Origin of the sequence: Amycolatopsis sp. FU40 (assembly GCF_021903635.1) — a bacterium.
GTDB classification, from domain to species: domain Bacteria; phylum Actinomycetota; class Actinomycetes; order Mycobacteriales; family Pseudonocardiaceae; genus Amycolatopsis; species Amycolatopsis dendrobii.
This window is the reverse complement of record NZ_CP091381.1, coordinates 1,099,904-1,126,292: the sequence shown is the minus strand read 5'-3', so window position 1 is coordinate 1,126,292 and position 26,389 is coordinate 1,099,904. Positions and strand designations below refer to the sequence as shown.

Annotated in this window: 25 protein-coding genes; 12 read left to right on the top strand and 13 right to left on the bottom strand. The window is 70.7% G+C overall.

What is annotated here, in order from left to right; translation table 11 throughout:
- Window positions 1–66: 66 nt before the first annotated feature.
- The 4 genes from L3Q65_RS06470 to L3Q65_RS06455 all read left to right on the top strand — a co-directional run bounded on the left by L3Q65_RS06470 (window position 67) and on the right by L3Q65_RS06455 (window position 2,320).
- Window positions 67–996 carry a hypothetical protein gene (locus L3Q65_RS06470; RefSeq protein ID WP_237599042.1) on the top strand — a complete coding sequence of 310 codons (930 nt, stop codon included), beginning with the start codon at window positions 67–69 and terminating at the stop codon, window positions 994–996.
- A 7-nt stretch (window positions 997–1,003) separates the two neighbouring features.
- The gene (locus tag L3Q65_RS06465; RefSeq protein WP_009076800.1) at window positions 1,004–1,369 is read left to right on the top strand and encodes an RNA-binding S4 domain-containing protein; all 366 of its coding nucleotides are present in this window, start codon (window positions 1,004–1,006) and stop codon (window positions 1,367–1,369) included.
- Between the two features lie 89 nt (window positions 1,370–1,458).
- Window positions 1,459–1,746 carry a hypothetical protein gene (locus L3Q65_RS06460; protein WP_237599041.1) on the top strand — a complete coding sequence of 96 codons (288 nt, stop codon included), beginning with the start codon at window positions 1,459–1,461 and terminating at the stop codon, window positions 1,744–1,746.
- Between the two features lie 106 nt (window positions 1,747–1,852).
- The gene (locus L3Q65_RS06455; RefSeq protein ID WP_237599040.1) at window positions 1,853–2,320 is read left to right on the top strand and encodes a TetR/AcrR family transcriptional regulator; all 468 of its coding nucleotides are present in this window, start codon (window positions 1,853–1,855) and stop codon (window positions 2,318–2,320) included.
- Here L3Q65_RS06455 and ctaD read toward each other — a convergent pair whose 3' ends face one another.
- From ctaD to L3Q65_RS06435, 4 genes are all read right to left on the bottom strand, one after another.
- Window positions 2,321–4,027, bottom strand: a complete 1,707-nt coding sequence (gene ctaD, locus L3Q65_RS06450; protein ID WP_182891884.1) for a cytochrome c oxidase subunit I — start codon at window positions 4,025–4,027, stop codon at window positions 2,321–2,323.
- A gap of 102 nt (window positions 4,028–4,129) precedes the next feature.
- Window positions 4,130–4,381, bottom strand: a complete 252-nt coding sequence (locus L3Q65_RS06445) for a hypothetical protein (protein WP_237599039.1) — start codon at window positions 4,379–4,381, stop codon at window positions 4,130–4,132.
- A 5-nt stretch (window positions 4,382–4,386) separates the two neighbouring features.
- Window positions 4,387–4,812 carry an SPW repeat protein gene (locus L3Q65_RS06440; RefSeq protein ID WP_182891886.1) on the bottom strand — a complete coding sequence of 142 codons (426 nt, stop codon included), beginning with the start codon at window positions 4,810–4,812 and terminating at the stop codon, window positions 4,387–4,389.
- A gap of 24 nt (window positions 4,813–4,836) precedes the next feature.
- On the bottom strand, window positions 4,837–5,601 hold the full coding sequence (locus L3Q65_RS06435) for an acetate uptake transporter family protein (RefSeq protein ID WP_182891887.1): 765 nt from the start codon (window positions 5,599–5,601) through the stop codon (window positions 4,837–4,839).
- 198 nt (window positions 5,602–5,799) lie between these two features.
- Here L3Q65_RS06435 and L3Q65_RS06430 point away from each other — a divergent pair, with 198 nt between their 5' ends.
- The 4 genes from L3Q65_RS06430 (at window position 5,800) to L3Q65_RS06415 (ending at window position 9,226) form a co-directional block, all read left to right on the top strand.
- Window positions 5,800–6,894, top strand: coding sequence for a calcium:proton antiporter (locus tag L3Q65_RS06430; RefSeq protein ID WP_182891888.1), 1,095 nt, complete (start codon window positions 5,800–5,802; stop codon window positions 6,892–6,894).
- A 262-nt stretch (window positions 6,895–7,156) separates the two neighbouring features.
- Entirely contained in the window at window positions 7,157–7,381 is a 225-nt protein-coding gene (locus L3Q65_RS06425; protein WP_237599038.1) for a hypothetical protein, read from the top strand.
- Window positions 7,378–8,817 (top strand): MDR family MFS transporter, encoded by a 1,440-nt coding sequence (locus tag L3Q65_RS06420; RefSeq protein ID WP_237599037.1) that lies wholly within the window; start codon window positions 7,378–7,380, stop codon window positions 8,815–8,817. The genes L3Q65_RS06425 and L3Q65_RS06420 overlap by 4 nt, the downstream gene beginning before the upstream one ends.
- A 4-nt stretch (window positions 8,818–8,821) precedes the next feature.
- On the top strand, window positions 8,822–9,226 hold the full coding sequence (locus L3Q65_RS06415; RefSeq protein ID WP_237599036.1) for a hypothetical protein: 405 nt from the start codon (window positions 8,822–8,824) through the stop codon (window positions 9,224–9,226).
- Between the two features lie 185 nt (window positions 9,227–9,411).
- On the opposite strand, the gene L3Q65_RS06410 is transcribed toward L3Q65_RS06415, so the two are convergent.
- From L3Q65_RS06410 to L3Q65_RS06400, 3 genes are all read right to left on the bottom strand, one after another.
- A complete protein-coding gene (locus tag L3Q65_RS06410) occupies window positions 9,412–11,007 on the bottom strand; it encodes an FUSC family protein (RefSeq protein WP_237599035.1) in 1,596 nt (531 codons plus the stop codon).
- A gap of 650 nt (window positions 11,008–11,657) precedes the next feature.
- Window positions 11,658–13,820: a tetratricopeptide repeat protein gene (locus L3Q65_RS06405; protein ID WP_237599034.1), complete on the bottom strand. Its 2,163-nt coding sequence runs from the start codon at window positions 13,818–13,820 to the stop codon at window positions 11,658–11,660.
- A 62-nt stretch (window positions 13,821–13,882) separates the two neighbouring features.
- Window positions 13,883–14,026: a hypothetical protein gene (locus L3Q65_RS06400; RefSeq protein ID WP_220507312.1), complete on the bottom strand. Its 144-nt coding sequence runs from the start codon at window positions 14,024–14,026 to the stop codon at window positions 13,883–13,885.
- A gap of 474 nt (window positions 14,027–14,500) precedes the next feature.
- On the opposite strand from L3Q65_RS06400, the gene L3Q65_RS06395 reads away from it, so the two are divergent.
- Window positions 14,501–15,460 carry a hypothetical protein gene (locus L3Q65_RS06395; RefSeq protein WP_182891894.1) on the top strand — a complete coding sequence of 320 codons (960 nt, stop codon included), beginning with the start codon at window positions 14,501–14,503 and terminating at the stop codon, window positions 15,458–15,460.
- A gap of 282 nt (window positions 15,461–15,742) precedes the next feature.
- Window positions 15,743–16,393 (top strand): RNA polymerase sigma factor ShbA, encoded by a 651-nt coding sequence (gene shbA, locus L3Q65_RS06390; RefSeq protein ID WP_220507313.1) that lies wholly within the window; start codon window positions 15,743–15,745, stop codon window positions 16,391–16,393.
- A 115-nt stretch (window positions 16,394–16,508) separates the two neighbouring features.
- Here shbA and L3Q65_RS06385 read toward each other — a convergent pair whose 3' ends face one another.
- A complete protein-coding gene (locus tag L3Q65_RS06385) occupies window positions 16,509–16,925 on the bottom strand; it encodes an STAS domain-containing protein (protein WP_009076775.1) in 417 nt (138 codons plus the stop codon).
- Window positions 16,926–17,184: 259 nt separating this feature from the next.
- Between L3Q65_RS06385 and L3Q65_RS06380 the strand changes: the two genes are divergently transcribed.
- Window positions 17,185–17,892 (top strand): trypsin-like serine protease, encoded by a 708-nt coding sequence (locus L3Q65_RS06380; protein ID WP_237599033.1) that lies wholly within the window; start codon window positions 17,185–17,187, stop codon window positions 17,890–17,892.
- Window positions 17,893–17,942: 50 nt separating this feature from the next.
- Here the strand turns inward: L3Q65_RS06380 and L3Q65_RS06375 are convergent, their stop codons facing one another.
- The 4 genes from L3Q65_RS06375 to L3Q65_RS06360 are packed head-to-tail and all read right to left on the bottom strand — an operon-like array spanning window position 17,943 to window position 24,100.
- Window positions 17,943–21,167, bottom strand: a complete 3,225-nt coding sequence (locus L3Q65_RS06375; protein WP_237599032.1) for an ATP-binding protein — start codon at window positions 21,165–21,167, stop codon at window positions 17,943–17,945.
- Window positions 21,164–21,796 (bottom strand): hypothetical protein, encoded by a 633-nt coding sequence (locus tag L3Q65_RS06370; protein WP_237599031.1) that lies wholly within the window; start codon window positions 21,794–21,796, stop codon window positions 21,164–21,166. The genes L3Q65_RS06375 and L3Q65_RS06370 overlap by 4 nt, the downstream gene beginning before the upstream one ends.
- A gap of 60 nt (window positions 21,797–21,856) precedes the next feature.
- Complete coding sequence (locus tag L3Q65_RS06365; RefSeq protein ID WP_237599030.1) at window positions 21,857–23,467, bottom strand: KGGVGR-motif variant AAA ATPase; 1,611 nt, start codon at window positions 23,465–23,467, stop codon at window positions 21,857–21,859.
- A 3-nt stretch (window positions 23,468–23,470) separates the two neighbouring features.
- Complete coding sequence (locus L3Q65_RS06360; protein WP_237599029.1) at window positions 23,471–24,100, bottom strand: toll/interleukin-1 receptor domain-containing protein; 630 nt, start codon at window positions 24,098–24,100, stop codon at window positions 23,471–23,473.
- Between the two features lie 124 nt (window positions 24,101–24,224).
- On the opposite strand from L3Q65_RS06360, the gene L3Q65_RS06355 reads away from it, so the two are divergent.
- Window positions 24,225–25,193, top strand: coding sequence for an SEFIR domain-containing protein (locus L3Q65_RS06355; protein ID WP_237599028.1), 969 nt, complete (start codon window positions 24,225–24,227; stop codon window positions 25,191–25,193).
- 286 nt (window positions 25,194–25,479) lie between these two features.
- Here L3Q65_RS06355 and L3Q65_RS06350 read toward each other — a convergent pair whose 3' ends face one another.
- Complete coding sequence (locus tag L3Q65_RS06350; RefSeq protein WP_182891900.1) at window positions 25,480–26,385, bottom strand: serine hydrolase; 906 nt, start codon at window positions 26,383–26,385, stop codon at window positions 25,480–25,482.
- Window positions 26,386–26,389: the final 4 nt, after the last annotated feature.

Sequence of the window (26,389 nt, the reverse complement as noted above, 5' to 3'; positions counted from 1 at the left end):
TTCGACGGGTTGCGCCGCCGCCCGTTCCGGAGGCGAATGGGTGGGGACGACCCGAGGAGGACGCAGGTGTTCTCGACAGGTCCCGGCACCCAGCCGGACCGGCTCGCCGACGCGCTGGCGGACGGGCCGTTCAGCCGTGCCCTGACCCTGGCCATCGACCGCAGCGGGCTCGGCCTCGACCGGCTCCGCGACCGGCTCGCCGCGGCGGGCGCGGCGGTCAGCACCACCACCCTCAGCTACTGGCGGACCGGCCGCACCGTGCCCGCCCGCGCCCGTTCGCGCGTCGCGGTGCGGATTCTCGAGGGCGTGCTGGACCTGCCGCCGGGCTCGCTGACCGGGCTGATCGAGCGCGATCCGGAACCGCCGCCGGTCCCGGTCGTGCGCTGGGAACGATTGTGGGGACGCCGGAACGCCGTGCTGCGGGTGCTGAACTCGTTCGAAACGGCGTACCGGACGTCGCTGGTCGTCGTGAGCCTCCACGAGGCCGTGCACGTCGGCCCGGACCGGCGGCTGCACCGGCTGGAAGTGCGCGAGGTCCTCCGCGCGACCGAGGACGACACGCACATCCGGCTGGTCACCGCGCACGGCGTCGGCCCCGGCTGCCCGCCGCGGCTCGTGCGCACCCGCTACTGCTCGCCCGGGCGCACCGAAACCCTCGCCGAGGAAGGATTCACGGTGGCCGAACTCGTCCTCGGCCGCGGGCTGGACCGGGGCGAAACCGCGATCGCCGAGTACGAATTCGAGTTCACCGACGACCGCCCGGACTGGTCCTACGAACGCCGGTTCCGCAACGCCGTGCACGAGCACGTGCTCGAACTGCACTTCGCGCCCGGCTTCGAACCGCGGGCCTGCCACGCCTACCGCCTCGACTCCCCCGGCGGGCCGGAGACGACCGTCGCCGAACTGCCGATCACCGAGGGCCTTCCCGCGCACGTCGTGTCGGCGGCGGTCACTCCGGGGATCCTCGGCCTGCGCTGGCAGTGGGACGCGCCATGATGAACCCATGGAATCGACGCGGATCGACCGCTGGCTCTGGGCGGTCCGGCTGACCAAGACGCGCGCCGACGCCGCGGCCGCCTGCCGCGGCGGGCACGTGCGCGTGAACGACCGCCCGGCGAAACCGGCGACCTCGGTCGTGCCCGGCGACGAGGTCCGGGCCCGGATCGGGACGACGACCCGCGTAGTCGAGGTCGTGCAGGTGATCCAGAAACGGGTCGGCGCGGCCGTCGCGGCCACCTGTCTCATCGACCGCACCCCGAAGCCGCCGCCGGAAGCGGCGATCCCGGTCGCCCGCCGCGAGCGCGGCGCGGGCCGTCCGACGAAACGGGAACGCCGGGTGCTGGACGAATTCCGCCGCCAGCAGGGCTGACCCCGCGGGACACCGGATCGGCGCTTCCCTGCGGGCTCGTTCGCGTACCTTGTAAGCTTACGATGTACGCATAAGCAGCGGAGACCGCCGTGCCCCCGATCGCCGTCGCCGTCCCGATCCTGTGGCTGGCCTGGCTCGTCCTGACCGAATGGGTGCCGACGCACCCGCTCAACGATCTCGCGCCGGGCAATCTCCGCCCGCGACTGCTCGCCGCCGCGATCAACTACCCGTTCCCGCTGCTCATCGCCGCGGGCGTGGCGCCGCACCGGCCGTGGTCGTCGATCGCGGCGCCGGCGTTGTGCGTGCAGCGCCTGGTCGTCGGCCTGCTCGCCCTGGCCATGTCCGGCACGACGCTGGCTGCCACGCTGAGCGCATGAACGACACGCCCCGCCGCCGGCCGGGTCGCCCGCCGCAGGTCGGCGCCGACCAGATCGTCGCGGCGGCGATCGGCCTCATCGACGACGACGGCCTCGACGCCCTGACATGCGGGCGCTCGGCTCCCGCCTCGGGGTCGCGGCGATGTCGTTGTACCGCCACGTCCCGCACCGCGACGCCGTGCTCGCCGCGGTCGTCAACCGCCTGGTGGCCACCGCGCTCGCCGACCTCGAACCGCGGGAGTCCTGGCCGGAGGCGGCGACCGGGTTCGCCGAGGCGTACCGAGCCATGCTGCTGAGCCATCCGAACGCGGTCCCGCTGCTGGCCACCCACCCGGTCGACGTCGTAGCGGTCGCGCCGCTGCTCGCGGGCGTGCTCGACCGGTTCGCCGCGGACGGCATCGCCCGGGAGGACGCGCTGATCGCGGTGCAGTCCCTCGGCGTCTACACCCTTGGCCACGCGCTCGCCCAGGTCGGGTCGCCGCCGGAGGCGCCCGCCGACCCCGCCGCCGCCGAGTACTACGACCGGTGGTTCGCCGCCGGGCTGCGGGCCATGGTCAAGGGATTCCAGCCCTGATCAGGCGTCCGATTTCGCCTTGTCCCGCCGCCCCCAATGGATGTGCTGCTCCTCCCGCATCCGCTCCACCGCGTCCGGATAGTGCAGTTCGAAAGCGGGCCGTTCGGACCGGATCCGCGGCAGTTCGGTGAAATTGTGCCGCGGCGGCGGGCTCGACGTGGCCCATTCCAGCGAATTGCCGAAGCCCCACGGGTCGTCCACGTTGACCTTCTCGCCGTAGCGGTAGCTCTTCACCACATTCCAGATGAAGGGCAGCACCGAAGCGCCGAGAATGAACGCGCCGATGGTCGAAATCGTGTTCAGCACCGTGAAACCGTCGCTGCGAAGGTAGTCCGCGTATCGCCGCGGCATTCCTTCCGCGCCGAGCCAGTGCTGCACCAGGAACGTCGTGTGGAACCCGATGAACGTGGTCCAGAAGTGCCATTTGGCGAGCGGTTCGTCGAGCATCCGGCCGGTCATCTTCGGGAACCAGAAGTAGATCCCGGCGAACGTGGCGAACACGATCGTGCCGAACAGCACGTAGTGGAAATGCGCGACCACGAAATAGGTGTCGGTGATGTGGAAGTCCAGTGCGGGCGCGGCCAGCAGCACCCCGGTCAGCCCGCCGAGCAGGAACGTGACGAGGAATCCGACCGACCACAGCATCGGCGATTCGAACGACAGCGTCCCCTTCCACATGGTGCCGATCCAGTTGAAGAACTTCAGCCCGGTCGGCACCGCGATCAGGAACGTCATGATCGAGAAGAACGGCAGCAGCACCGCACCGGTGGCGAACATGTGGTGCGCCCACACCGTCGCGGAAAGCCCGGTGATGCCGACCGTCGCGAACACCATCAGCCGGTAGCCGTAGAGCGGTTTCCGGCTGAACACCGGAATGATCTCGGTGACGATCCCGAAATACGGCAGCGCGACGATGTACACCTCGGGGTGGCCGAAGAACCAGAACAGATGCTGCCAGAGGATCGCCCCGCCGTTCGCGGGATCGAAAACGTGCGCGCCGAGCCTTCGGTCCGCCTCCAGCGCGAACAGCGCGGCGGTGAGGATCGGGAACGCGATCAGCACGAGAATCGCGGTGAAAAAGATGTTCCAGGTGAACAGCGGCATCCGGAACATCGTCATTCCCGGCGCCCGCAGGCACAGGATCGTCGTCGTCATGTTGACCGCGCCGAGAATCGTTCCCAGACCGGACACGATGAGGCCCATGATCCACAGATCACCGCCGACGCCGGGACTGTGCACGGCGTCCGACAACGGCGTGTAGGCGGTCCAGCCGAAGTCCGGCGCCCCGGCGGGCGTGAGGAACGCGCTCAGCACGATCAATCCGCCGAAAAGGTATAACCAGTAGGAAAACGCGTTCAATCGCGGAAACGCGACATCCGGAGAGCCGATCTGCAGCGGCAGCACGAAATTGGCGAATCCGAACACATTCGGCGTCGCGTACAGCAGCAGCATGATCGTGCCGTGCATGGTGAACAGCTGGTTGTACTGCTCCTGCGACAGGAATTGCAGCCCCGGCTGGGCCAGTTCGCCGCGCATCAGCAACGCCATCGCGCCGCCGACCAGGAAAAACGCGAACGAAGTGCCGAGGTAGAGCAGCCCGATCTGCTTGTGGTCGGTGGTGCGCAGGATGCCCAGCAGCACCGAGCCTTTCCTGCCCCGGTGCGGCGCGGCGGCGATCACCACTGGCCGGGGCTTCAGCTGTGTCATGACCGACCTCCCGCGCACCCGACGATCGCCGGGCAGCCCGCGGCGGCCCGGCCTCACCCGGGCCGGGTAACCGGCCCCGGCCCGCGGCAAACCCCGGCTTTGTCAGCTGCCCCGGCGGTGCGGCAACCGTCCGTTCGTCAGCGCCGCACCGAACACGACGGCCGCGCCGATCACCAGCAACACCGCCCCGGCGGCCGGCGCGGACGCCCACCACACCACGCCCGACGCGGCCACCAGCCAGGCCCCGGCGAGCGCCTCTTTCCGGGCCGGCGGCGTCGCCTTGCGCGCACGCAGTCCCGCGCTGCCCAAGGCGAGCACGCCGATCGCGAGCACCGCCAGCACCGGCCAGTACATTTTCTTTACTCCCGGAACTCGCCGCTGTGCCTGCGGTAGGCGACGGTCACCGAGATCACCGAGAAAATCGCCAGCAGCACGCCGACGATCAGCGAATTCGTGCGGATCGCGTCGCGGTGGCCGTCGACCGGGTAGCCGAACGCGAAGGGCGCGGCGATGAGCCAGAACCCGATCGCGACGTTGACCAGTCCCAGCCAGCGCGCGCGTTCCGGCAGGCCGAACCGGACCAGAGCGACCGCTGCCACGGCGATCCCGCACGCCAGGCTGTTCCAGAAGCCGGCCGTCGCGGACAGCGTGAACGAGTAGCTGTACGCGAACGCCGCGAACACCAGCCAGGCCCCGGCCAGGAACTCGGCGGTGAGCGGCAGCCTGCTTTCCCGCAGTTTCCGGTCCTGCGGCGTCAACGCGGTGAGCGCCACGCTCATCTTCATTCCGTGGTCACCTCCTCGCCGGGGCTACTGCCCGGCCTTGATTCCCGGTTCGCCGTGATCGAACTGGATCGCCTGGTGCAACGGCACCGACGCGGTCCGGGCGGGCCGCGGAGCGCGCAGGCCCATCGGCAGGACCACGCGGTGATGCGCCGCTTCGAGGACCATCGCGCTGCACGCGTACCAGGCCAGCACCGCGGACGCGAGCAGGAAGTACGCGGCGATCGTGCGCACGACGCCGACGTCGCCGATCAGGCCGATCGCCAGCAGCGTCGCCCCGGCGGCGAGAACCGCGAGCAGCGCGCAGAGCACGAGGCTTTCCGCCAGCGCGGCGAGCGCGCCGGTCCAGGTGATCGCCGCGAGCCCGACGAACCAGAAGCCGATCGCGGCCGCCGCGACCGGGCTCGCCGTCGTCGAAGGCAGCCCGCCGAGACCGACGAACAACTGGTAAACGCCGTAGCCGATCCAGAACGCGCCCCACGCCCCGTGCACGACCGTGGCGAGCGCGTCGCGGGCCCGGTACGACCACATCCCGGCGAGGAACTGCGCGACGCCGCCGAAAGCGAACGCGAACGGGGCCAGCAACAGCGGCGTCGTCGTGCTGTCGCCGAACCAGCCCGCCATGTTGGCCGCCACCATGAACGTCGACACCGCGAACCCGGCGAGCCCCAGGATCGACGGTGCGGCCACCGGACTCAGATTGATGTGCGTGTGCTCGCGCCAGAACGAGTATTCCGCGCCGTCGCCGCCCGCCGGCACCGCGCGGCCGGGCATCTGCATCTCACGGGTCATCTCCGGCTCCTTCCCAGCCGACCACCCCTGCCCGCCGCGCGTACCCCGCCGTCGACCTGCGGAACCCTGCATCTGCTACGCCGAACGAGTGAATTTCGTCCCCAGCCGGGCGACGGGCAGTGTCCATTTCGGACGCGACACTCCCCCGCGCGGACGGGATGCCAGGCGACCAGGGGTCCGATATGCCAGGGTGTGCGCATGGCGAGCGTCCGCGGTTATCTGTTGTCCTGGACCACTTTGCTGCCGTTGATCGCCCTGGTCCTGCTGGCGCTCACCTGGGGTCGCACGCTCGGTCCGGTGCCGGTCGCGCTGGTGGCGATCGCGCTGGCGGGCACGGTTCTCGCCGCGGTGCACCACGCCGAGGTCGTCGCGCACCGGGTCGGCGAACCGTACGGCTCGCTGGTGCTCGCGGTCGCGGTGACCGTGATCGAGGTCGCGCTGATCGTCACGATGATGGCTTCCGGCGGCGAGAAGGCCGACACCCTGGCGCGCGACACGGTGTTCGCCGCGGTGATGATCACCACTAACGGCATCGTCGGGCTGTCGCTTCTCGTGGGCGCGCGCCGGTACGGGGAAACGCGTTTCCACCCCGAAGGAAGCGGCGCGGCCTTGGCGACCGTCGGCACGCTGGCGACGCTGAGCCTCGTCTTGCCGACCTTCACCACAAGCACCCCGGGTCCCGGGTTTTCCGCACCGCAACTGGCTTTCGCGGCCGGTGCGTCGCTGGTCCTGTACGCCACGTTCGTGGCGACACAGACCGTCCGTCACCGCGATTTCTTCCTTCCCGTCGACCACGACGGCGAGACTCGCGAGGAGGAGCACGCGGAACCGCCGAGCGCCCAGAAGACGTTGGTCAGCCTCGTTCTGCTGCTGATCTCCCTGGTCACCGTCGTCGGACTGGCGAAGGTGGAATCTCCGGCGATCGAAGCCGGCGTGCGCGCGGCCGGGCTTCCGCAGTCTTTCGTGGGCGTGGTGATCGCCCTGCTGATCCTGGCCCCGGAAACGCTCGCCGCGGTCCGTGCGGCACGGCGCGACCGGATGCAGATCAGCCTCAACCTCGCGTACGGCTCGGCGATCGCCAGCATCGGCCTGACGATTCCGGTCATCGCGCTCGCCTCGGTGTGGCTGAAGGGCCCGCTGCTGCTCGGTCTCGGGCCGACGCACATCGTGCTGCTCGCGCTCACGGTGGTGGTCAGTGTGCTGACGGTGGTGCCGGGGCGGGCCACGCGGCTTCAGGGCGGGGTGCATCTGGTGTTGCTGGCGGGATTCCTGGTGCTGGCGATGAATCCGTGAGTTCGCCCGCGGTCTGGTCGCACGCTCCACAATGGAGCATCTTCGGACCGCCTCCCGGCCGCGGGCATCCGCGGGCCGGCCCGGTGCCGGCGGATCGCCCGCGAACGAGATTCCTGATTCGCTTATCGTTCCGGCGACCTGAGTCCGATCGCAGGTCGAGCTGCTTTTCCACCGCTTTCCCCGGATCTTCGCGGGACGTCGCCGCGGTGCGCGGGAGGAAAAGGACGCCGGTTTTGTCGGTGCTGCTCCGTATCCTGGCCAGGTGAAGATCCAGCAGTCCCCCGTCCCGTCCGCTGCGGCCGGTGAAGCCGCGCGCAGAGCTTCTCCCGGCAGCCGCCCCACGTTCCCCGGCCGTCCGTCGGCCGATGCCCGTTCCGTTCGTGCCGCCGGCCTCGTGCCTGTCGTCGTGGCGAGCGCCCGGGGCGTCGCCGCCCGGCTCGCGGCCGCCGGGTTCGCCCGCGGCTCCGTCAGCGAGGTGCGCCCATGAGCGGCCTCTCGTCCCCCGCGACGGAAGCAGTGGAGCGCCCGCCCGCCAAGCCCGGGCTGCTGATCAGCGTGCTCGTGCTGTCGGCGTTCGTGATGATCCTCAACGAGACCATCCTGAGCGTCGCGCTGCGCGACCTCACCGTCGACCTCTCCGTCCCGACCACCACGATCCAGTGGCTCACCAGCGGCTTCCTGCTCACCATGGCGGTGGTCATCCCGACGACGGGGTTCCTGCTCGAACGGTTCACGCCGCGGCAGGTGTTCGTCTTCTCGCTCGCCTCGTTCAGCCTCGGCACGCTGCTGTGCGGCGTCGCGCCCGGGTTCGGCCTGCTGATGGCGGGCCGTGTCGTGCAGGCGTGCGGCACCGCGGTGATGATCCCGCTGCTGATGACCACCGTCATGCGGCTCGTGCCCGCCCAGCGCCGCGGCGCGACGATGGGCACGATCAGCATCGTCATCGCGGTCGCGCCCGCGATCGGCCCGACGATCGGCGGCGCGGTGCTGTCGTCGCTCGGCTGGCGGTGGATGTTCTTCATCGTGCTGCCGCTGTCGCTGGCCGCGCTGGTCACCGGGATGCTGCAGCTGCGGATCGACAGCGAAACCCGCGCGGTCCCGCTCGACGCCCTCTCGGTCGTCCTGTCCGCCATCGGTTTCGGCGGAGTTCTGTACGGCCTGTCGTCCGCGGGCGAATCCGCCGAGACCGCGCTGGTGCCGCCGTGGCTGCCGATCGTCGTCGGCGTGGTTTCGCTGGCGGTGTTCGGCTGGCGGCAGCTTCGCCTGCAACAGCGCGACCGGGCCCTGCTCGACCTGCGGCCGTTCACCCACCGCAGCTTCGTAGTCGCGCTCGGGCTCAGCGCGCTGCTGTTCATGTGCCTGATCGGCGCGGGCGCGATCCTGCTGCCGCTGTACCTGCAAACCGTCCTGCACAAGTCGACCTTCATCAGCGGCCTGGCCGTCCTGCCCGGCGGTCTGGTGCTCGGCCTGCTCGGCCGCCCGGTCGGCGCCCTGTTCGACCGGGTCGGCGCCCGCCCGCTGGTCCTGCCCGGCGCACTCGCGATGGCGGTCTCGCTGTGGCTGTTCTCGTTGCTGGGCCCGGATTCTCCGCTGATCGCGGTGATCGGCATCCACATCGTCCTGATGGCCGGCCTGGGCCTGATGATGACCCCGCTGATGACCGAATCGCTGGCCGCGCTGCCCGACCACCTCTACTCGCACGGCAGCGCGATCCTCTCGACCCTCCAACAGGTCGCCGGCGCACTGGGCACCGCGGTGTTCATCAGCGTCGCGACCCTGAGCAGCGCCGAACACGCCGCGGTAAGCCCCGATGCCGACGGCCTGCACATGGCTTTCGTCGTCGCCGGCTGCATCGGAGTGGCCGCGGTAATCGGAGCCTGGTTCGTCCGTTCGCCCCGCCCGGAACGAACGGAGGAGGCCTGACCCCGTGAACGCAGACCGGCTCGATGTCGTCGCCCGCACCTTCACCGCATCGATGACCAGCATCCGCGGCCGACGCGTCCACCGGCTGATCATGCGCCGGATGGCAGGCTACGACCACGTCCTGCCCGCCGCCACCGCCGACGGCGCCCCAGCGCTGCTGGCTCTGTCCGCCGACGGCCGAGCCGCCCTGTGCCGCAGCGACGGTCGCGGCCCGTCCGCAGACCTCGTGACCTGCGGCCCGACGCCCGGGGTCACCGTGACGTCCGCACACGACCTCACGAAGGACTCGCTGCCGGTGCTGAACTGGACCGTCCGGCATCCCGGGTTGCTGCACGTCGCGGGCCCGCTGACGATCGTTCCCGGCGAGACGGAGCAGGAGGAGATCGAGGCGGCCCTGCGTCCTGGATGACCGGCTCCGGGTTTCCTCGAAACGAGCGGCTCGAGGCCTGGCCGCGACCGGACGCCGGTGGTCAGTGCAGAACTCCGAGCCGCTCGTTTAGAGGCGGATGAGCTACCAGCGAGCCGCGGAGAAACCCGGCCGAGCGCGCCGAGCCGGGCCAGCGCCCGCCATCCGGCGGGGCAGGCGTCCCGGTCTCACCGGCCGAACGCGCGCTCCCACCGTTCGACGTCCGGCAACCTGCCGTCCGGCGCGGACCAGCAGGCCTGGAGCAGGTCGTAACCGTCGTGGACCAGGGCCGCGTGGGCGGGCCAGCGCTCAGCGGCCCAGCCGGGCTCGTTGTGCACCGAATCCACCCCTGCCCGGGTCGCGCCTTCCAGCTCGAACTGGAGGTCCCGGCGCGCGGCCGCACGCGGAACCGGCGCACCGGCCAGCACCGCGCGGGCAGCAGCGCGGACGCGAGACCCAGTCCAGTCCAACGTCTTCCGATGCGCCCGCGGCACCACCGCGTACTGCACCGCCACGGCCACCACGACCCCGATCGCCGTCTGCGCGAAACGGTCGGCCACCGCGGGCCACACCGGGCCCGGCAGGCTCGCGACCCCGGCAGCCAGCAGGGCGAGCGGCGTGATGACGACCGTCGCCACCGCGTAATTCCGCGGCACCACCAGCTCCACGCAGAACTGCAACACCGCCAAGACCACGATCAGCACGACCCCGGACGGCGCGACCATCATCACCACTCCGAACAGCGCGAGCCCGGCCGCGGTCCCGACAAACCGGTGCAGCGCACGGACATTCGCCCGCCGCCGGTCCAGCCCTTGCTGCAGGACCACCAGAGCGCTCAGCACCGCCCAATGCGGCCGTCCGAACCCGGCTGCCACCGCCAGTTCCCCGGCGGCCACGCACCCGGCGCCCACGCGCAACGCCGTCAACGCGGCATGCGAACGCAACGGGACCGCCCGCCGCAGCCGGTACCCGAGGCTCGGTGGCGGCAACGGCAGCTTCCCCGGCGGAAGTTCGACGGACTCCCCCGGCGACGCGTCCGCGAACCGCCGATGGGCGGCGAGCAACGTCGCCGCCAGGTCCGGTTGCGTGCCCCGGCGCGGATGTCCCGCGTCGTGCAGCGCAGTCCATGCCGCGGACACGGCGGCACCCGCCGCGTGCCGCGCCTCGGCCGTCTTCCGCTCGGCCGAGACGAACGCGTCGACGGCCCGCACTGCCCGTTCGACGGCCGTCCGCTCCGGCTTGGCCCGGTCGGCCAGCACCCCGGCCATCGACACCACAACCGACGATCCGACCCCCGCCGCAGCGCACCCCAGCACCACCCAGGGCCGGGCTCCCGCCTCGACCGCCGCCTGCGCACCCGCACAAACGAGCGCGAAGAACAACGGCCCGGGAGGCCCAAGCCGCAACGCGTCGACGACGTAGGTGGCCAGCACCGCGACCACGGAAACCACCAGCACCGACACCGGCCCGGGCGGAACCGCAGACCCCACCGCAGCACCCAACGCAGCCGCCGCGAGCAATCCGGCGCCGGCAGCAGCCACGACGCCCGCCCGAACCCGGTACGGCCGCCCTTCGCCGTACAAGACCGCGAACGTCCCGAGCGTGACGAACAACGCCGAGGCAGCGGCCCCCGCCAGCACCAGCGCGATCCCCGGCACAGCCACCGCGGCCGCGGCCCGCAACCCCGCCGACCACCTCCGCCCGACCGGCGGCAACGCGAACATCAGCGCCCGGAACCCCGCCACGCGAGGCAACTGCTCAACCGGCTCGGGCGACGATCCCATCCGCCCATCCCAACACGCCGCCACCCGCCCCGAAAGCCCGGCTATGCCAGGCAGAGACCGCGAGCACACTCTCCGGCGCGGGTTCGTTCCGTGATCGAAACGCCTGGCCTGGGAACTGAGAGGCATTGCCTGGCCCGTCGGACACGGCAGTCAGGCAACCAGCCGGTCGCCCACGCAATGACCAGCTCTCGCGCCCCTAGCCGGCCCTGCGCAATTCCCGGCCGCGCGAGCGCGCCGCCACCTCCACTCGCAGCCCACGTCAAGTGCGCCGCTAGGACCGTCCGGCACTCGTCCCGGCGACCGCCGCGGCGCACTCCGTCGTGCGTTCGCTCCACAGCTGAAACGCTCGATCTTCGATCGGAAATCTCAAGCTGAGCAGCAGTCCGCGCTAACCCCACCGCCATCCGGCGCAGCCCGGCTCAGGAACACTCGCCGTCCGCAGCCAGGCCCCAGCCGGTCACGTGGCCCGCCCCGTGGACCGCTCCGCGGCGGATGGCGCCCGATGCGTCGACGATCGAGGCTCGACCAGAACCCCAGACGTCGCGGGCGGCCAGCAAGCGGTTCACGCGCCCGCCGGGCGGGTCTGAACTCAACCGGCGTGCCGATCTCGGCCCGGTTGAGCCCGCAGTCCGTCGCCCGGACAGGAACCCTCACCGGAACTCAGCCCGCGCGGCCGCCTCCCCCACCGTGACCGGGTCCAGGTCCGGATGGGCTGCCTCGGCCCGTTCCCACTGCGCAGCGGCCTCCTCCGAAACTCCTTGCGCCGCAGCGACATTTCCCAACCCCAGATAACCCCGCGCCGCCTCGTGCGTGCTGCCGCAGGCCTCGGCGCGGGTCACCGCTTCCCGGTACGCCGACTCCGCACCCGGCTGGTCCCCCGCACGGAACCTCGCCCAGCCAAGGCAGTTCAACCCCATCACGACGTCCAGTTCCAGCCCCAGTTCCTCGAACACCGCCAGTGTCTCCTCGACCAGGCGGGCGGCTTCGGCGGGCCGTCCCAGTGCCGTCAGGACCAAGGCGACACCCCGTGCCGTGATGGCGCCGCTGCGCCGGTTGCCGGTCAAGTCGTAGAAGTCGGCCGCGGAGCGCAGGTCGCGCAAGGCCTGTTCGTGGTTGCCCCGGTAGTGCTCGGCCCACGCGGAATGCGCCAGGGCGGTCGCTTCGCCGTGGCGGTCGCCGATTTCCCGGTACTCCCGAAGTGCCTGGCGGTAGCACTGGGAAGCCTCGTCCAGGTCGCCGCGGTCGACGTAGGCGATTCCCAGATTCGCGGTGGTCGTCGCGGCGGCCCAGCGGTTGCCGACCGCTTCGGCGGCGGCGCGTGCCCAGCGGTGCGTCGCGATCCACGGGTCCCACAGTTTGGTCAGGTAGAAGAATCCCCGCAGGAAGAACGCCAGCTGCCAGCAGCGCTCGGACTCCCCGGCCCGGCGGCAGAGCGCGACGAGGTTCGGCCATTCCGCGCGGAACCAGGCGATCGCGCTCTCCTGGTCCGGGAATTCCACCTCCGGCAGCCCGGGCGGACAGGTCACCTCCGGGCGGTACCGCGGGCCGCTCATCGCCCGGTCGGCGCGTTCCGCGGTCGCGACCGAGAAATCGGCCAGGCGGCGGAAAGCGTCCTCTCCGTTCACGCCGGAGGCGGCGAAAACCCTTACCAGGTCGTGGAAACCGAACCGGCCGAGCTCCGGCTGGGTGAGCAGGTACGCCTGGTGCAGGCGGTCCAGCAGGCGTTCGGCCGCCACCTCGTCCAGGGAGCCGAGTGCTTGCGCGGCGGTGACGTCGAAGTCCGGGCCGGGGTGCAGGGCCAGCAAGCCGAACAGCCGCGCTTCCGGCTGCTCCAATTGGCGGACTGACAACCGAAAGGCGGCGGCCAGGCTTCGTTCGCCGTCGTCGAGTTCGCCGAGGCGGCGGGTTTCGTCGGCGAGGCGGCGTTCCAGTTCCGCGACGTCCCACGCGGGATGGGCGCGCAGGCGGGCCGCGGCGATCCGGATCGCCAGCGGGAGGCGGCCGCAGCGGTCGGCGATGCGCAGGGCCGCGTCGGGGGCCGCCCTGGTCAGGGCGGCGACCAGGGCGGCGGCGGAAGCGGACGGGAGGACGCCCAGCGAGACGTGCTCGGCTTCGTCCAATGCGGGCAGGCGCGAGCGGCTGGTGATCACGACCCGGCATTTCGGTTCCGCGGGCAGCAGCGGGCGCACCTGCCCGGTGCTGCCCGCGTTGTCCAGCACCAGCAGGAAACTCCGGCCGCGCAGGCAGGTCCGGAACAATGCCGCGCGGTCGTCCGGATCGGCCGGGATCCGGTCGGCGGGCACCTCCAGGATCCGCAGCAGGCGGTCGTGCGCTTCGGCGGGCGTGACCGGTTCGCCGGAGGTGCCGCGGAGATCGAGAAAGAGGCTGCCGTCGGCGAAGGACGCTTCGAGCCGGTACGCGCACCGCACGGCGAGCGCCGTCTTGCCGGCTCCGCCCATCCCCGAAATGACGCAGACGCCGCCGTCGGACTCGAGAATCTCGCGTACGGCCCGGGTTTCCGAATCGCGGCCGGCGAAGTCGGCGGTCACCGGCGGGAGGCCGGACGGGCGGACGTCCGGCCGGGTCCGGCGTTTTCCGGTTTCCGCGGGAACCAGTGCGGTAAGGGCTCCAGGAGTGCCGAATTCGGATTCACACAATCTGGCAAGTGCGGAATTCGGGGCAGCGAGGCCGGTTTCGACCTTGCTCAAGTACCCCTTGCTGTAATGCACCCGCGCCGCCAGCTCGGTGAGCGACAGCCCGGCCGAGGTGCGCAGCCGCCGCAGTTCCGCCCCGAACGTCGCGCGCGCTGTCATCCGCCCCCACCTTCTTCTCGCTCCCAGTATGACGGTCCGGCAGACGCCGGCCCGTGGTTTCGTCACGGCGCGGTCCGCACCGACACCGGCGGCGCGACCGGAGCCGGTCCGCCCGGATGACCGAGGGCGAGTCCGGACACGAGAGCCACCCCGGCGAGCCACAACGCGGCGCGCACCAGCAGAGAAAACGAACAGACGACCTTCACGACAAGCTCCTTCCGAGGATTTCCGCCTGCCTGAACAGCGGCTTGCCCCGAGAATGCGGGAGCGCGCGGCAATCGGGGAAGGAGTTTCCTGTTTCCACCTTAATCGCGTGAACGGGGAACAGGAGGCAACGCCGGAGTCGTATTGCGCTGAGGCCGCGGCGAAAGACCGCCGGCTCCGGAGAGCCGGGGACCAGCCCGCACACCGGCTCCGATCCGGCGAGCACACAGGTTACGAGATCGAAAGCCGGGCAGCTGACCGTTCGCCAGCAGCACGGCCGGAACAGTCACCCGCCGTTTCCGGAAGGCGCCATCCGAGCGAATTTGCGCCGCGGATAAACCCGGGCTCGCCAGCCGGACGCGGGAATGGGAAATCATTCCGGTCACAGTCCGTGCGCCACCGCCGGGCAAGGCTGGACATCGGCGCCCGCATTGCGGAACAGTGGCTGCGGGCGGGGAGACGCGAGGGAGGAACGGGTGGAACCGAACGCGGCGGACTTGGTCGCGGAATTGAAAGTTCTCCGGAAGGGGCGCGGCGTATTCACCACTCCGCTCGGGATTCGGGTCGGCCCGGTCCTGCGCGAGGTGTGCGGGATTCCCGACAACGCGGAAAACGTCGAGATCCGCGACCGGCTCGCGCACGTGCTGGAGCCGCTGGCCAAGACGCTCCCGGACGACCTCCGCATCGCCGTGCTCGCGGCGTTCGCGATGCACGAGCCGGCGCGCAAGCCGTTCTACCAGGAGCGGGTGCACTGGGCCGCGCGCGAGCTCGACCGCGACGACCGCACGATCCGGCGGCGCATCGACGAGGGCATCGAGCACGTCGCGCACCTCGCGCTCGCCGGCCCGCGCGAGGGCGGCGCGAGACCCGCGCCCGAGGGCAGCTGGCACACCGAACTGCTGCGCGTGTCCCTTGCGCTGGACCAAGAGCGGCCCGAAGTGTTCGAGTTCCGGCGGATCGTCGCCGACGCCGACGAGATCGCCGAACTCGACCTCGCGCTCACCCTCACCACCACCTCCGCGACGTCCGGGCCGGTGCGGGAAAGCGATCTCGACGTCGACGTCTTCCACGGCGGCACGCTGGTCCGCCGCGCGATGGAGTCGAACGACCGGGTCGGGCTGGCGCTGCAGCTGGCCGAACCGTTGCCACGCGGGAAAACCCACGACCTCGCGCTGCGGTTCCGCGCGGAATTCCGGCATCCGCACTACGTGTGCGTGCCGCGGCATCCGGTCGACCGCTTCGATCTCCACGTGCGCTTCCCGGCCGCGCCGCCGACCGAAATCGTGCGGCTGGACCGCGTATTCCAGGACGACGCACGCGATCTGGGCGCACGTGGCGACGTGGTGAGCCCGGACGGCTCGGGCGAGGTGCACCTGCGGTTCGACCGGCTCGCGCCCGGTTTCGCCTACGGCATCCGGTGGAGCCCGGCCGGCTGAACCCCGCCGGCCGGGCCCGGAGCCGGTCAGTGCGTGATCATCGCGATTCCCCTTCCCGATCGGGATTTCTCCGACCGCACCGGGATCGCCGCCGCGCCGCGCCGCGCTACCGGCGGGCGGAACCTGTCCAAGATCTGTCCAGGTCCGGGCGAATTCCGTTGCCGCGCAACGGACAGAAGCTGGACAACACCCGCGCGGGCGCAACATCCGCGCCCGGACGGCCGACTCCCGGATCGAGCGGGCGAGACCACCGCGGCCGCCCGTACGAAAGGAACGACCCCTATGCCCACCGCCACCGTGCCCGAACCGGTCGAAGGCTACGTCCCGCTCGCCGCGCTGCCGCGCCCGTCCGGGCTGGCCGAAAGACTCGAAACCGTGGTCCGCGCGGCCCGCGACGGCGTCCCCGGCGCGGCTCCGGAACTGCTGGCGCTGCTGAAACCGGTCATCGCGCGCTACTGCCGCGCCCGCATCGGCGGACGCGACCTGTCGTACCTGTCGGCCGACGACGTCGCGCAGGAGGTGTGCATCGCCGTCCTCCAGGCCGTTCCCGGATACGAGGACCGCGGCGGATCCTTCCTGCACCTGGTGCGCGCGATCGCGGCGAACAAGGTGGCCGACGCGTTCCGCGCGGTGTCGCGCGACCGTTCGCGACCGGTGTCCGACGTCCCGGAGAACCCGGATCTCGGCGACGGCCCCGAATCGCACACGCTGACCGCCGACCTCGGGGCTTCGCTCGGCAGGCTGCTGGCCGGGATGCCGAAGCTGCAACAGGAAATCCTGACGCTGCGTGTCGTCGTCGGCCTGACGTCGGCCGAAACCGCGAAGGCGCTCGGGATCTCGGCGGGCAACGTCCGGGTGACGCAATGCCGCGCGCTGGCGAAACTGCGGGACTCGATCCAGGAGCAGGGGCTCGCCGAAGCGCTGCTGGCGTGAACTCGCAACATCGCCGCAACTGGTCCGGACCACTGGAGAAAAAATCTCCGAAGTTCACCCGCTCGGGCCACCTCGGCGGCGCGGGCGGGCCCGAAACGCCCGGATCCGGACCGGCTCAGCCCGCGTCGAGCCGCCGTTTCATCCGGCGCAGGAACGCGATCCGGTCGGTCTCCACGCGGACCGCCGTGCGGTCCGGGTAGATGTCGAACACCCCGGTCATCCCGGTTTCGGCCAGCCTGCGGCCCGCCGCGCCCGAGGGGTGCGCGAGCAGCCGCAGCACCACGCCCTCCGCGGCCGCGCGGTCCTGCGCGGCGCGGAGGACGTGGACGCCCGCGTCGCTCAGCTCGGTCAGCCCGGTCAGGTCCAGCACCAGCGCCATCGGGCGCTTGGCCAGCGCGAACGTCACCGCCCGCACCACCACCAGCGCGGTGCCGGCGTCGAGTTCCCCCGCCAGCAGCAGCGTGAGCACGTCGAGGTCGTCGTAGCGGTACGACGACTTCAGCCGTGCCGATCCCTGTGAGCCGGCTTCCATCCGCGTGCAGCACTCCCTGTCCAGGCGGGGCCTGTCGCGCCCGCTCGTCCACCCGACACCATTCTGGACCTCCGGGCACGGTGACCGCGCTCACACTCCACGCTGGCACCATGTCAACGCGGGCTGGTCCGCTTGTCCTACGACGAAAGTCGGGAACTGAGTCAGCCCGACCTTCGGCGGGTTCCGTCATTTACCGACATTCACGACGGTGGGTCAGTACCTGACCACTGCTCCCCGTACCCACCGGAGATGATCACCAGTGCGTATCGCGCGTACCGCCGCAGTCCTGTCCGGCCTGGCCTTCGCCGCCGTCGCCGCGGCGGCCCCGGCCACCGCCGCCCCCGCTCAGCCCGCCATCATCGACGGCAGCACCGCCGACTCCCTGCACGCCGCCGCCCGGATGTTCGCCGGCGGCCAGGAACTCTGCTCGGCCACGATCATCGCTCCCGACTGGATCCTCACCGCCCGGCACTGCACGCAGGGCGCGGGCGGCAAGCAGATCACCTTCCACGTCGGCAGCCTCGACCAGACCCAGGGCACCGAGGTCTCCGCGACGTCGGTGCACGACTCCCCCGACGCCGACATCTCGCTCGTCCAGATCGACCAGAAGGTGCAGACCGAGTACGCGCCGCTGGGCACCGCGAGCGACGTCAACGTCGGCGACACCGCGCAGGTCTACGGCTGGGGCGCCACCTGCACCGACCAGCCCGAGATCAACTGTCAGTCGCAGGTGCTGAAGGTGGCCAACGTCCAGGTCACCTCGGTCAACTGCCCGGACGGCGCGGCGGGCGTCTCGGTGTGCGCCAACCGCGGCGACGGCATCACCGCCGGCGGCGACTCGGGCGGCCCGATGTACGCCAACGGCAAGCAGGTCGGCGTCGCGTCCACGAGCGACCGCCAGTCCTACACCGCCTACATCAACGTCACCCAGTACCGCGACTGGATCCAGTCGGTCGCGGGCGTCTGATCGCCGCAGCGGCCCGGGCCAGGACGGATCCCCGGGCCCGGGCCGCTGTTTCACCCCTCCCCTCTTCCCTCCCCGTCCCTGGCCCGCGCGAGCACCTCCTCGAGGCGCAGCGGGCTCGCCGGGTGGTGGCTCAGGCACAGCGGCGTCGACACCCGCCGGAACCCGAACGCCTCGCCGGACACGTAGAACTGGGCCCGCTCCAGCCGCGAGATGTCCGCCACCGGACTCCCCTTCGCCCGAGCCATCTCGTTCGCCGCGGCGATCTGCGCCGGGCTGTTGAGCCGCCCGAAGAACTGCGTCATCGCGTTGCCGGCGATCTGGTTGTGCAGGCCCTTCGGCGCCTGCGTCGCGAACAGCAGCCCCAGCCCGTACTTCCGGGCCTGCGCGGCGAGCACGATCGTGCTGCGCGTGCTCGCGGTGAGCGACCCGGACGCCGCGAGCGTCTGCGCCTCGTCCATCACGAACAGCGCGCCCAGCGGCCGGTCCCCCGCCGGATTCCGCTTGATCCACGCGAACAGCTCCATCTGCAACTGGTTCACGAAGCTCTGCCGCTGCGCCTCGGCGGGCAGCCCGGCGAAGCTGATCACCGAGATCCGCGCCCGTTTGCCGCCGGCCGGGGTGAGCAGCAACGCCGGATCGACCGGGGTTCCGGCCCCGGCGAACAGCGGGTCGTTGACCATCGCGGCCTTGAGCAGCTCCGCGACCTCAGCGGCGATCTTCCGGCCGCCGTTGAGATTCGTGACGCCTTCGGGGAGGTCTTCGAGGACGGCGATCAGCTCCGGCAGGCTCCGCGACCCGGTCCGGGCGTGGTGCACGATCGTCTGCCGCAGCACAGCCAGGCCGATGTCCGCCTTCGCGGTGCTGCCGGTGAGCCGGGCCTGCGGCGCGAGAGCGGCTACCGCCACCTCGACTGCCGCGGAGAACTCGTCCTCGTCGTCCAGCACCCCCGCGAAATCCGGCAACGGCTCGAATCCGAGCGGACGCCCGGTGGCGCGGCCCGGGGTCCAGACGACGACGTCGGTGCCCTCGAAGTAGCGCTCGGCGAGCTGGGCGTCTTCCGGCCCCCAGCCGCTCGGCGGACTCGGCCACGCGTCGCCGAGGCGGGCGAGGTCGTTGTTCGGGTCCAGCACGATCGACGACACGCCGAGCAGCGCGCATTCCTCGATGATGCGGCGCAGGAGCACGGTTTTCCCCGACCCGGAACCGGCGAAGACGGCGGCGTGCTTGCGCAGAGCGGAGAGTTCGATGCGGACGGGCTTGCCGGAGCCGGTTTCGGTGCCGAGGGTGAGAGTGGCGCCGGGCGGGGGGTGGGTTCCGTCCGACCGAGGGGCTTGCGCGGTTCCGTTGCGGTTCGAACGCGGGGTCGGCGAGGGGGTGAAGAGGGAGGGCTGTGCAGCGGGTGCCGGGTTCGCCGGTCGCTTGTCCGCCGGGGGCGCGCTCGACGGCGCCGGGTTCGCGGGGCTCCCGGAACGCACAGCGGCGTCCGGCAGGACTCCGGAGAGCAGCTGGGAACGCCGGGCGGGCCTGCGGTCGATCAGCCACTCGTGGACGTCCGGGCCGCCCTTGACGAACATCTCGTCCAGCGCCCAGAACGTGCGGACGTCCGCTTCGGACATCTTGAGCCGCTTCCCTCCGGCGGCTTCGAACGCCCGGAGCTCGGCCTGGGTCTTTTCCCCTTTGGACCACGAGGAGTTCCGGATCAGGATGAGGTGGCGGTTGTCCGCCCCCGGCCGCAACCCCGCGGCCGAGCGCGCCTTGCGGAACCGGTTGAGCACCGCGAGCGGATGCCGCACCGAGATCGCCCGGAACGCCCAGTGCTCCTCCAGATCCGAGTCCTCGTCGAGGGTGTGGGTGAGCCACGCGTGCAGTTCGTCCTCGCTGCCGCGGGCGTCCCACTCCATTTCGTCGTCGCCGACCTCGGTGATCCAGCCGCGCAGCGCGGCCGACAGCAGCCGGGGCATCACCTCGTCTTCCACTTTGTGATCCAGCAGCGCCGACGGATCCGCGGCCGCGCGGAGCTGCTCGAACCAGGCGTCGAGTTCGGCGAAGCGGTCCGGCTTCGGTTCCGCGCGCGCCGGCAGCACCGGCGGCGCGCCGGTGTCGAAGCTGGTCAGTTCCTGCACCCGTTCCGCGCGGACGCAGGCGTCGATGTGCGCGCCGATCCGCTTCAGCAGTTCGCGCGGCGTGTACTCCTCCCACGGTCCGTCGAACGCGGAAGGCGCGACCGGCCAGGTCGAATGCGGCGGGGTGAAGTCCATCGCGGCGTAAGCCACTCCGAGCCGCCGCTCCACCAGCCGCCGTCCGACCTCGGCGTCGAGCACCCGGCCGAGCGTCAGCGTTTCGCGGAAACGGTCGGGCACGGTGTCCGAGGCCTTGTCCTTGATCAGCATCCAGGTCGTCGGCAGGCAGGCGAGCACGGTCAACGTCCGCCGGGTGACTTCGCGCAGTTCCATCAGGCCGTCGGCGATCTGGGCGACGAGGAAGTCTTCCTCCCCGCGATGCCCGATTTCGCGTGCCTGCAACGAGGAACGGGCGATGAGCGTGTCGAGCTGGTCGACTCCGATCACGAGCGGGCCGGTGAGCGCGAGCAGCCGCGTGATGTCGTGCACCTGGCCCAGCGCGGACTTCGCCTTCGCCCGGATGCCCCACTTTCTCCGGACGCCGGACTTCGATTCCTCGGAACTGCCGAGGTATTCGTCGCCGATCTCGTTCTGGGTCAGGTCTTCGGCGGCGTACAGCACCAGCGCGCGGGCCGTGTCCGCGCATTCCACGGCGACCTGACGGTCGAGTTTCCGCAGCCCCAGTACGAACGCGTCGAGGTGCGCGCGAGTCAACGCGCCCGTGCCCAGCAACGCCGAGGTCGCTTCCCACGACACGTCGCCGCGCTCGCACACCCGGCGCACGAAGCTGCGCAGCTGCGTCTCGCCGGAATCGTCGGCGCGCAGCAGGCCGCGGCGCAACGCGTCGGCCGTGTTCTCCCAGAACGCGTCGCCGGCGGTGAGGTCGTCGAGGAAGAAGTACCCGCCCGCGCGATGCGCCGCGCGCCGGACCATTCCGAGGAGATGGGTTTTGCCGACGCCCTTCATCCCCTGCATGACGAGGCCGATCGGGCTCGGCCCGTCGCTCGCCGCCGCGTCGCGGATGCCGACGTCGATCGCGGCCATCACGTCGGCGTGCAGCCCGTCGACGTGGTAGGGCGAATCGCGCCAGACGTGGTCGGGAGTGTCGGCCCAGTCGAAGCGCAAGGTCGCCAGCACGGCCAGATGTTCGATCATGACGCCTCGATCGACAGCATATGGTTCTCTTCACCGCCGATGCGCACAGCCGCCGCCCGGTCCGCCGCGGTCAGCACCTTGCGGTTGGATTCGGGCACCAGTTTCGCCTGTCCGGTACGGCTCAGCTCCTTGAGCACCGCGTCGACCTCGGCGGTCTCGGCGTCGCCCAGCGACGATCGCAGATCGGCCAGTCCCACCCAGCCCCGCGGCTCGCGGGCGAGTTCGCGGTAGGCCTTGACGATCAGGTCCTTGAGGTTGGCCGCCTGCGGCGCGTTTCCTTCCCCGCCGGTGAAAACGTCCTTGAGGCGAACGTTGTGGAGCCGCAGATACTCGACGAAGCCGTGCAGCGCCAGGTAAGCCACCACGGTCAACGTGCTCCGCACCGGTTGCGGCGGGGACATCGCGGCGAGTTCCTCCTCGCACCATTCCCAGCCAGGGTCGGTGAGCTGGTGCGCGAACGCGCGGCCGGATTTCCGGCTGCTGACGTAGCGCTGGTTGAGCTTGAGCCGGTCCCTCCCGTCGAGGGCGAAGCCCGCCGCGTCGCGCAGTTCCGGGTTCGTCATCTCCCGGCCGTGCACCATCAGCGCGATCATCGCCGCGGACTGCTTGTGGCTCAGTCGTTCGTGCATCCGCCGTCCTTCCTCGGGGCATCCCGGCCGCGGGCGCGGACGGGCGTCTAGCGGGCGCGGCTAGCTGCCGTTCACCCGCACGTCGAGCACTTGCTGGGCCCACGCCAGTGCTTTCCGGACCGACATCGGCGGCGGCATCGCGCCGTTGTCGTGTCGCGGGCGCAGGCGCAGCACCACGGCCAGGTCCGCGCCGAGCTCCTGCGCGCGCACGCTGTCCCCGGCTCCCACGACGGCGGGCAGTTCGCCGGCCAGCTCGCCCACGAGGTCCCACAGTTCCGGGCGCAGCCGGGCGTGTTCCGCTTGCCGCAGCAGGGAAACCAGGTCTGCCTGGCCGATGTCGACCAGGGACCGGCCGACGCCGATCTCGTCGGCGAGCCTGCGCGCGACCTTCGCCGGGCCGTTCAACTTGGTCAGGCGCAGATGCCGCAGGTTGCCGAGATAGCCGGACAGCTCGCGCGAGTCGGTGCCCTCGGTGAGCACCGGGATGAGCCTGCGGTCCTGGCCGAACGTGCGATGCAGGAACAGCTCGACCTCCGCCAGCTGCCACCGGCTCGCCTTGCCGTCGATCACCAGGCACAGGTGCTTGGCGTCGGTTTCCGCGCGGCCGAGCCAGGACCGGTCGCCCGACAGCGACCGGCCGACCCGGATGCCGAGATTCTCCAGTTCCGCCACCAGGTCCCGGGAGACTTCGAGGCTCGACCGGGGCATGCTGACCTGGATGTCGTAGGCGAAACTTTGCGTCCGGGTGCGCACGGCCGCCACGTAGGCGTCGCGGTTTTCGGCCAGCAGCTCGGTCCGGTCGAAGGAATGCGCGATCACCGCGGCAACGGTCTCGAGCGCGAACCCGATCTGGTCCGCACCTGGGCTTTTCTCCAGCAGCACCGGCAATTGCTCGCCGAAGGTCCAATACGAGACGTAGGGCAAGGTGAGGTGGCGCGCGATCACCGCGGGCGGAACGTCCTGGTCCAGCCAGCTGTCGAACAGGCTCCGTGTCTCGTTGAGACAGATCTCCCGCCAGCTTTCCGACCGGTCGTATTCCTCGCGCGTGTCGAACCGCGAGAGCACGGGCAGCACGGTGAGCTGCGGACGGTCGTAGGGCAGGGCGTTCCGCGCGACGTTCGCGCGGTGCGCGACATCGACCGCGCCGCGGACGCTCTGCATGTTCGCGGTGTAGAGAACGACCAGCCGGTCCGGCAGGTGCGCGGTGCAGATGCTGCCGACGTCGGAGATCCCGGTGCGGCTGTCGAGCAGGACGTAGTCGTACTCCGAGGTCCACGCCTCGCGGCAGCGTTCGAGATACTCGCCGAAATCCTCGTCGTACAAGCCTTCCCAGTCGATTCCCTGCACCTGCCCCGGATACGCGGGACCGTCGCCGCCCGCCGGGAGGAAATCCAGCGTGCCGGGCACGTTGTCCAGCTGGACCGGGACGATGTGCCGGCTCGGCCGGACGCCGCCCGCCCGGAAATCGGCGACGAGGTCGACTACGCCGCCTTTCGGAGCGTGGTCCAGCTTCGGCCGGAAGTACTCGCGCAGGCCCGGCGCTTCGAGGTCCCAATCGATGCACAGCACGCGATGCCCCCACCGGGCCAGCAGCACCGCGATGTTGGCCAGCGTGAAGCTGCGGCCGACGCCGCCCTTGTAGGAATAGAAAGTGATCACGACGCCCGTCATGGCTCAGAGCCTCGGGAACCGGGAGGCGGGCGCGGCGTCCGGCCGGGGAGTCAGCACCGGCCAGTCCGGCTGCCACGTCGGGGCCGCGCTGAGCAGTTCTTCGATCTCCGCCGCGATGCGGTTCATCTCGTCGTGGAAACCGATGTATTTCGCCGAGACCTGGAATTGCTCGTACGGGTGATTCCACTCGGTCAGGTTCTTCATCCGGCGTTCGTGCGCGTACGGCGGGAAGTTTTTCGAATCGCAGTAGATGACCGGGTAGATCAGGGTCGCCGGACGGTCTTGCCCGGCCAGTTCTTCGCGGCGGGCCATCGAGGCCCATTCGGCGAGGCACCACTCGTTGTAGAAGTACTTCGGGGAACACACCGGAACGAGAATCCTGGTGTGCCGCAAGGCGGAACTCAGCTCGTCCGGCCACTTCCCGCCGACCCGCACCGACCCGTCGAAGAACACCTGGACGTCCCGGTCGAGGTTGCCGTCGAGCAGTTCGCACAGCCGGGGGTGAAAATGGTTGCGGACCCACTTGGCGATGGCCTCGGCTCGGCGTTCGTAACTGATGAAAACGTCGTAGTGGTACACCTGGGCAGCGCTCCCCGTCGATTCCCGCGTCCTGGCGATCCCGCCTCGGACCACGACGATACCTTTGGGACAGACCCCGGCAAGGGACAGATTCTGGACACTTTGTGGCCGAAAACCCGCTGCCGCGGACCGGACCCGAGACTGGAGCGGACGCTGCCGCCGGAATTCGAGGAGCCCGATGTCCGCCCCCGCCGCACCCCGGATCTTCATCAGCTACGCCCACGACACCGCCGCCGAGCACTACCGGCAGGTCGGCACCTTCGCCACCTTCCTCCGCGCCCGGATCGGGCTCGACGTCCGGCTGGACCAATGGGACGACGCCTCCCGCCTCGACTGGTCGGCCTGGGCGATCCGGAACATCCGCGCCGCTGATTTCGTGCTGGTGATCGCCTCGCCGGACTACCGGCGGCGCGCGGACGGCGAAGCGCCCTTCGACGAGGGCCGCGGCTCCCAGTTCGAGGCACGGATCATGCGCGACGCGCTCACCCGCGACCTGGAGCGCGAGACCCGCCGCATCCTGCCGGTGGTGCTGCCCGGCGCTTCCGTCGAAGACATCCCGGCATTTCTCACCCCCCATTCCACCACGCATTTCCGGATTTCGAAGTTCGACGACGACGGCGTCGCCGGGCTGATCTCGGCGATCACCGGACGCAGCCAGAACGAGCGCCCGGTGCGCGGAACCTGGCGCGGGGCAACGGATTCCGCACCCGGACCGGCACTGGCGACCGAACTGCCGTGGCGCGAGAAGAGTGCGGACATCACCGCCGGCCCAGCGCGGATCGACGGGATCAGCTACGAGCACAGCGTCGTTTTCCGCACCGCCGGGCCGACTTCCGGGGCGTGGGCGTTCGCGGAAATCGACCTCGGCGGCTCCTACGCGCATTTCACCGCGGTCGCCGGAGTGCTCGACGACGCCGAGGACGCCGCATTCCAGACCGGCCTGTTCTGCGTCCGGCTCGACGGGGAAATCCGCCACCTCGACCATTCCGCGTTCGGCAGCCCGCGGCACACCGAACTCGACGTCACCGGCGTCCGGCGGCTGCGGCTCGAGATCCGCCGCCCCGCGGCGGGCGTCGCTCCGGCGGGCCCCACTGCCCGGACGACCCGCCCAGCGGCGCTGGCCTGGGGAAACCCGACGCTGCGCTAGTCAGCTGTTTCCTGCTTTCGAGGAAACAGGAAACCCCTTTCGCCGCACGTTCCCGGATCGCATTCTGGGTGCACGCCGCTCACTCCGGGCGGTTCGCCGAGAATCACGGAAATACCGTCGTCCGCGAAATACAGCTGTTTCGCGGCGGGGTTTTCCGTGCCTGGATCCGGGAGGGAGGTGCGGGAAATGCAGACGCACGGAATCGTTCTCATCCTCACGCTGCTGGGCCTGGCCTGACGCGGAGAGCCGGCCGGATTCGCCGCGAGGGCGGATCCGGCCGGTCCGCTCATCCGCGAGCGCGCAAGTGGTCCCGCAACGACCGGGCCACCCGCGCCATCAAGATCTCCGCCTCCGGCTGGATCGCCGCGGGCACCCGGGATTCGGTGAGCGCCGCGACCGCGAACGACTGACCGTCGGAGTGCTCCACCACCCCGATCTCGTGCCGCAAGTTCACCAGCGTTCCCGTTTTCGAGGACCACTTCGCGGAATCCGACGCGAAATCCGGCGCGAGCCGTTGCCGCAGCAGGTTGTCGCCCATCAGCTCACGGACCCGCGCGGACACGTCCGGATCGATCTTCGACGGCGTCCACAGTGCAGTCAGCAGGTCGGCGAACGCACGGGCCGAACCGGAACTCGCGCGCGAAACATCCAGCTGCCGCACCGGATGCCCCTGTCCTTCGGTGACCGCGCCGATCGCGAGCGAATGCGCGAGATGCACGTCGGCCGCGGCGAAGCGTTCCACCGGCGTATCGCTCAGCTCCCCCACTGAATGCCGCACCGAGATGCCGGTGATGCCCCACTCCCGCACCGTCCGCGTGACCTCCGCGGGCGAGGTGAGGGCGAACAACTGGTCGGCCGCGGCGCTGTCGCTGATCGCGGAAGCCAGGTACATCAAGTCGGCCACCGCGAGCCGCGCCGGATGCCGGAAGCGCGACAGCCCGGTCGGCCCCGCGGTGTCGATGCGTTCGGGTTCGATCTCCACCTGCTGCGCGCCGTCCAGCTCGCCGCGCCGGATCCGGTCCTGCGTCACCGCCATGAGCGGGACCTTGACCAGCGACGCGGTCGCGAACTCCAGGTCGGGCTCGATCCCGATCTCGCGGCCGGACGCGAGATCCCGGACGAGGAACGAGCCGCGCAGCCCGCCTTCGTCGAGTTCGTCCCTCAGCCGCGCCAGCAGCGCCTCGGTGTTCACGGCG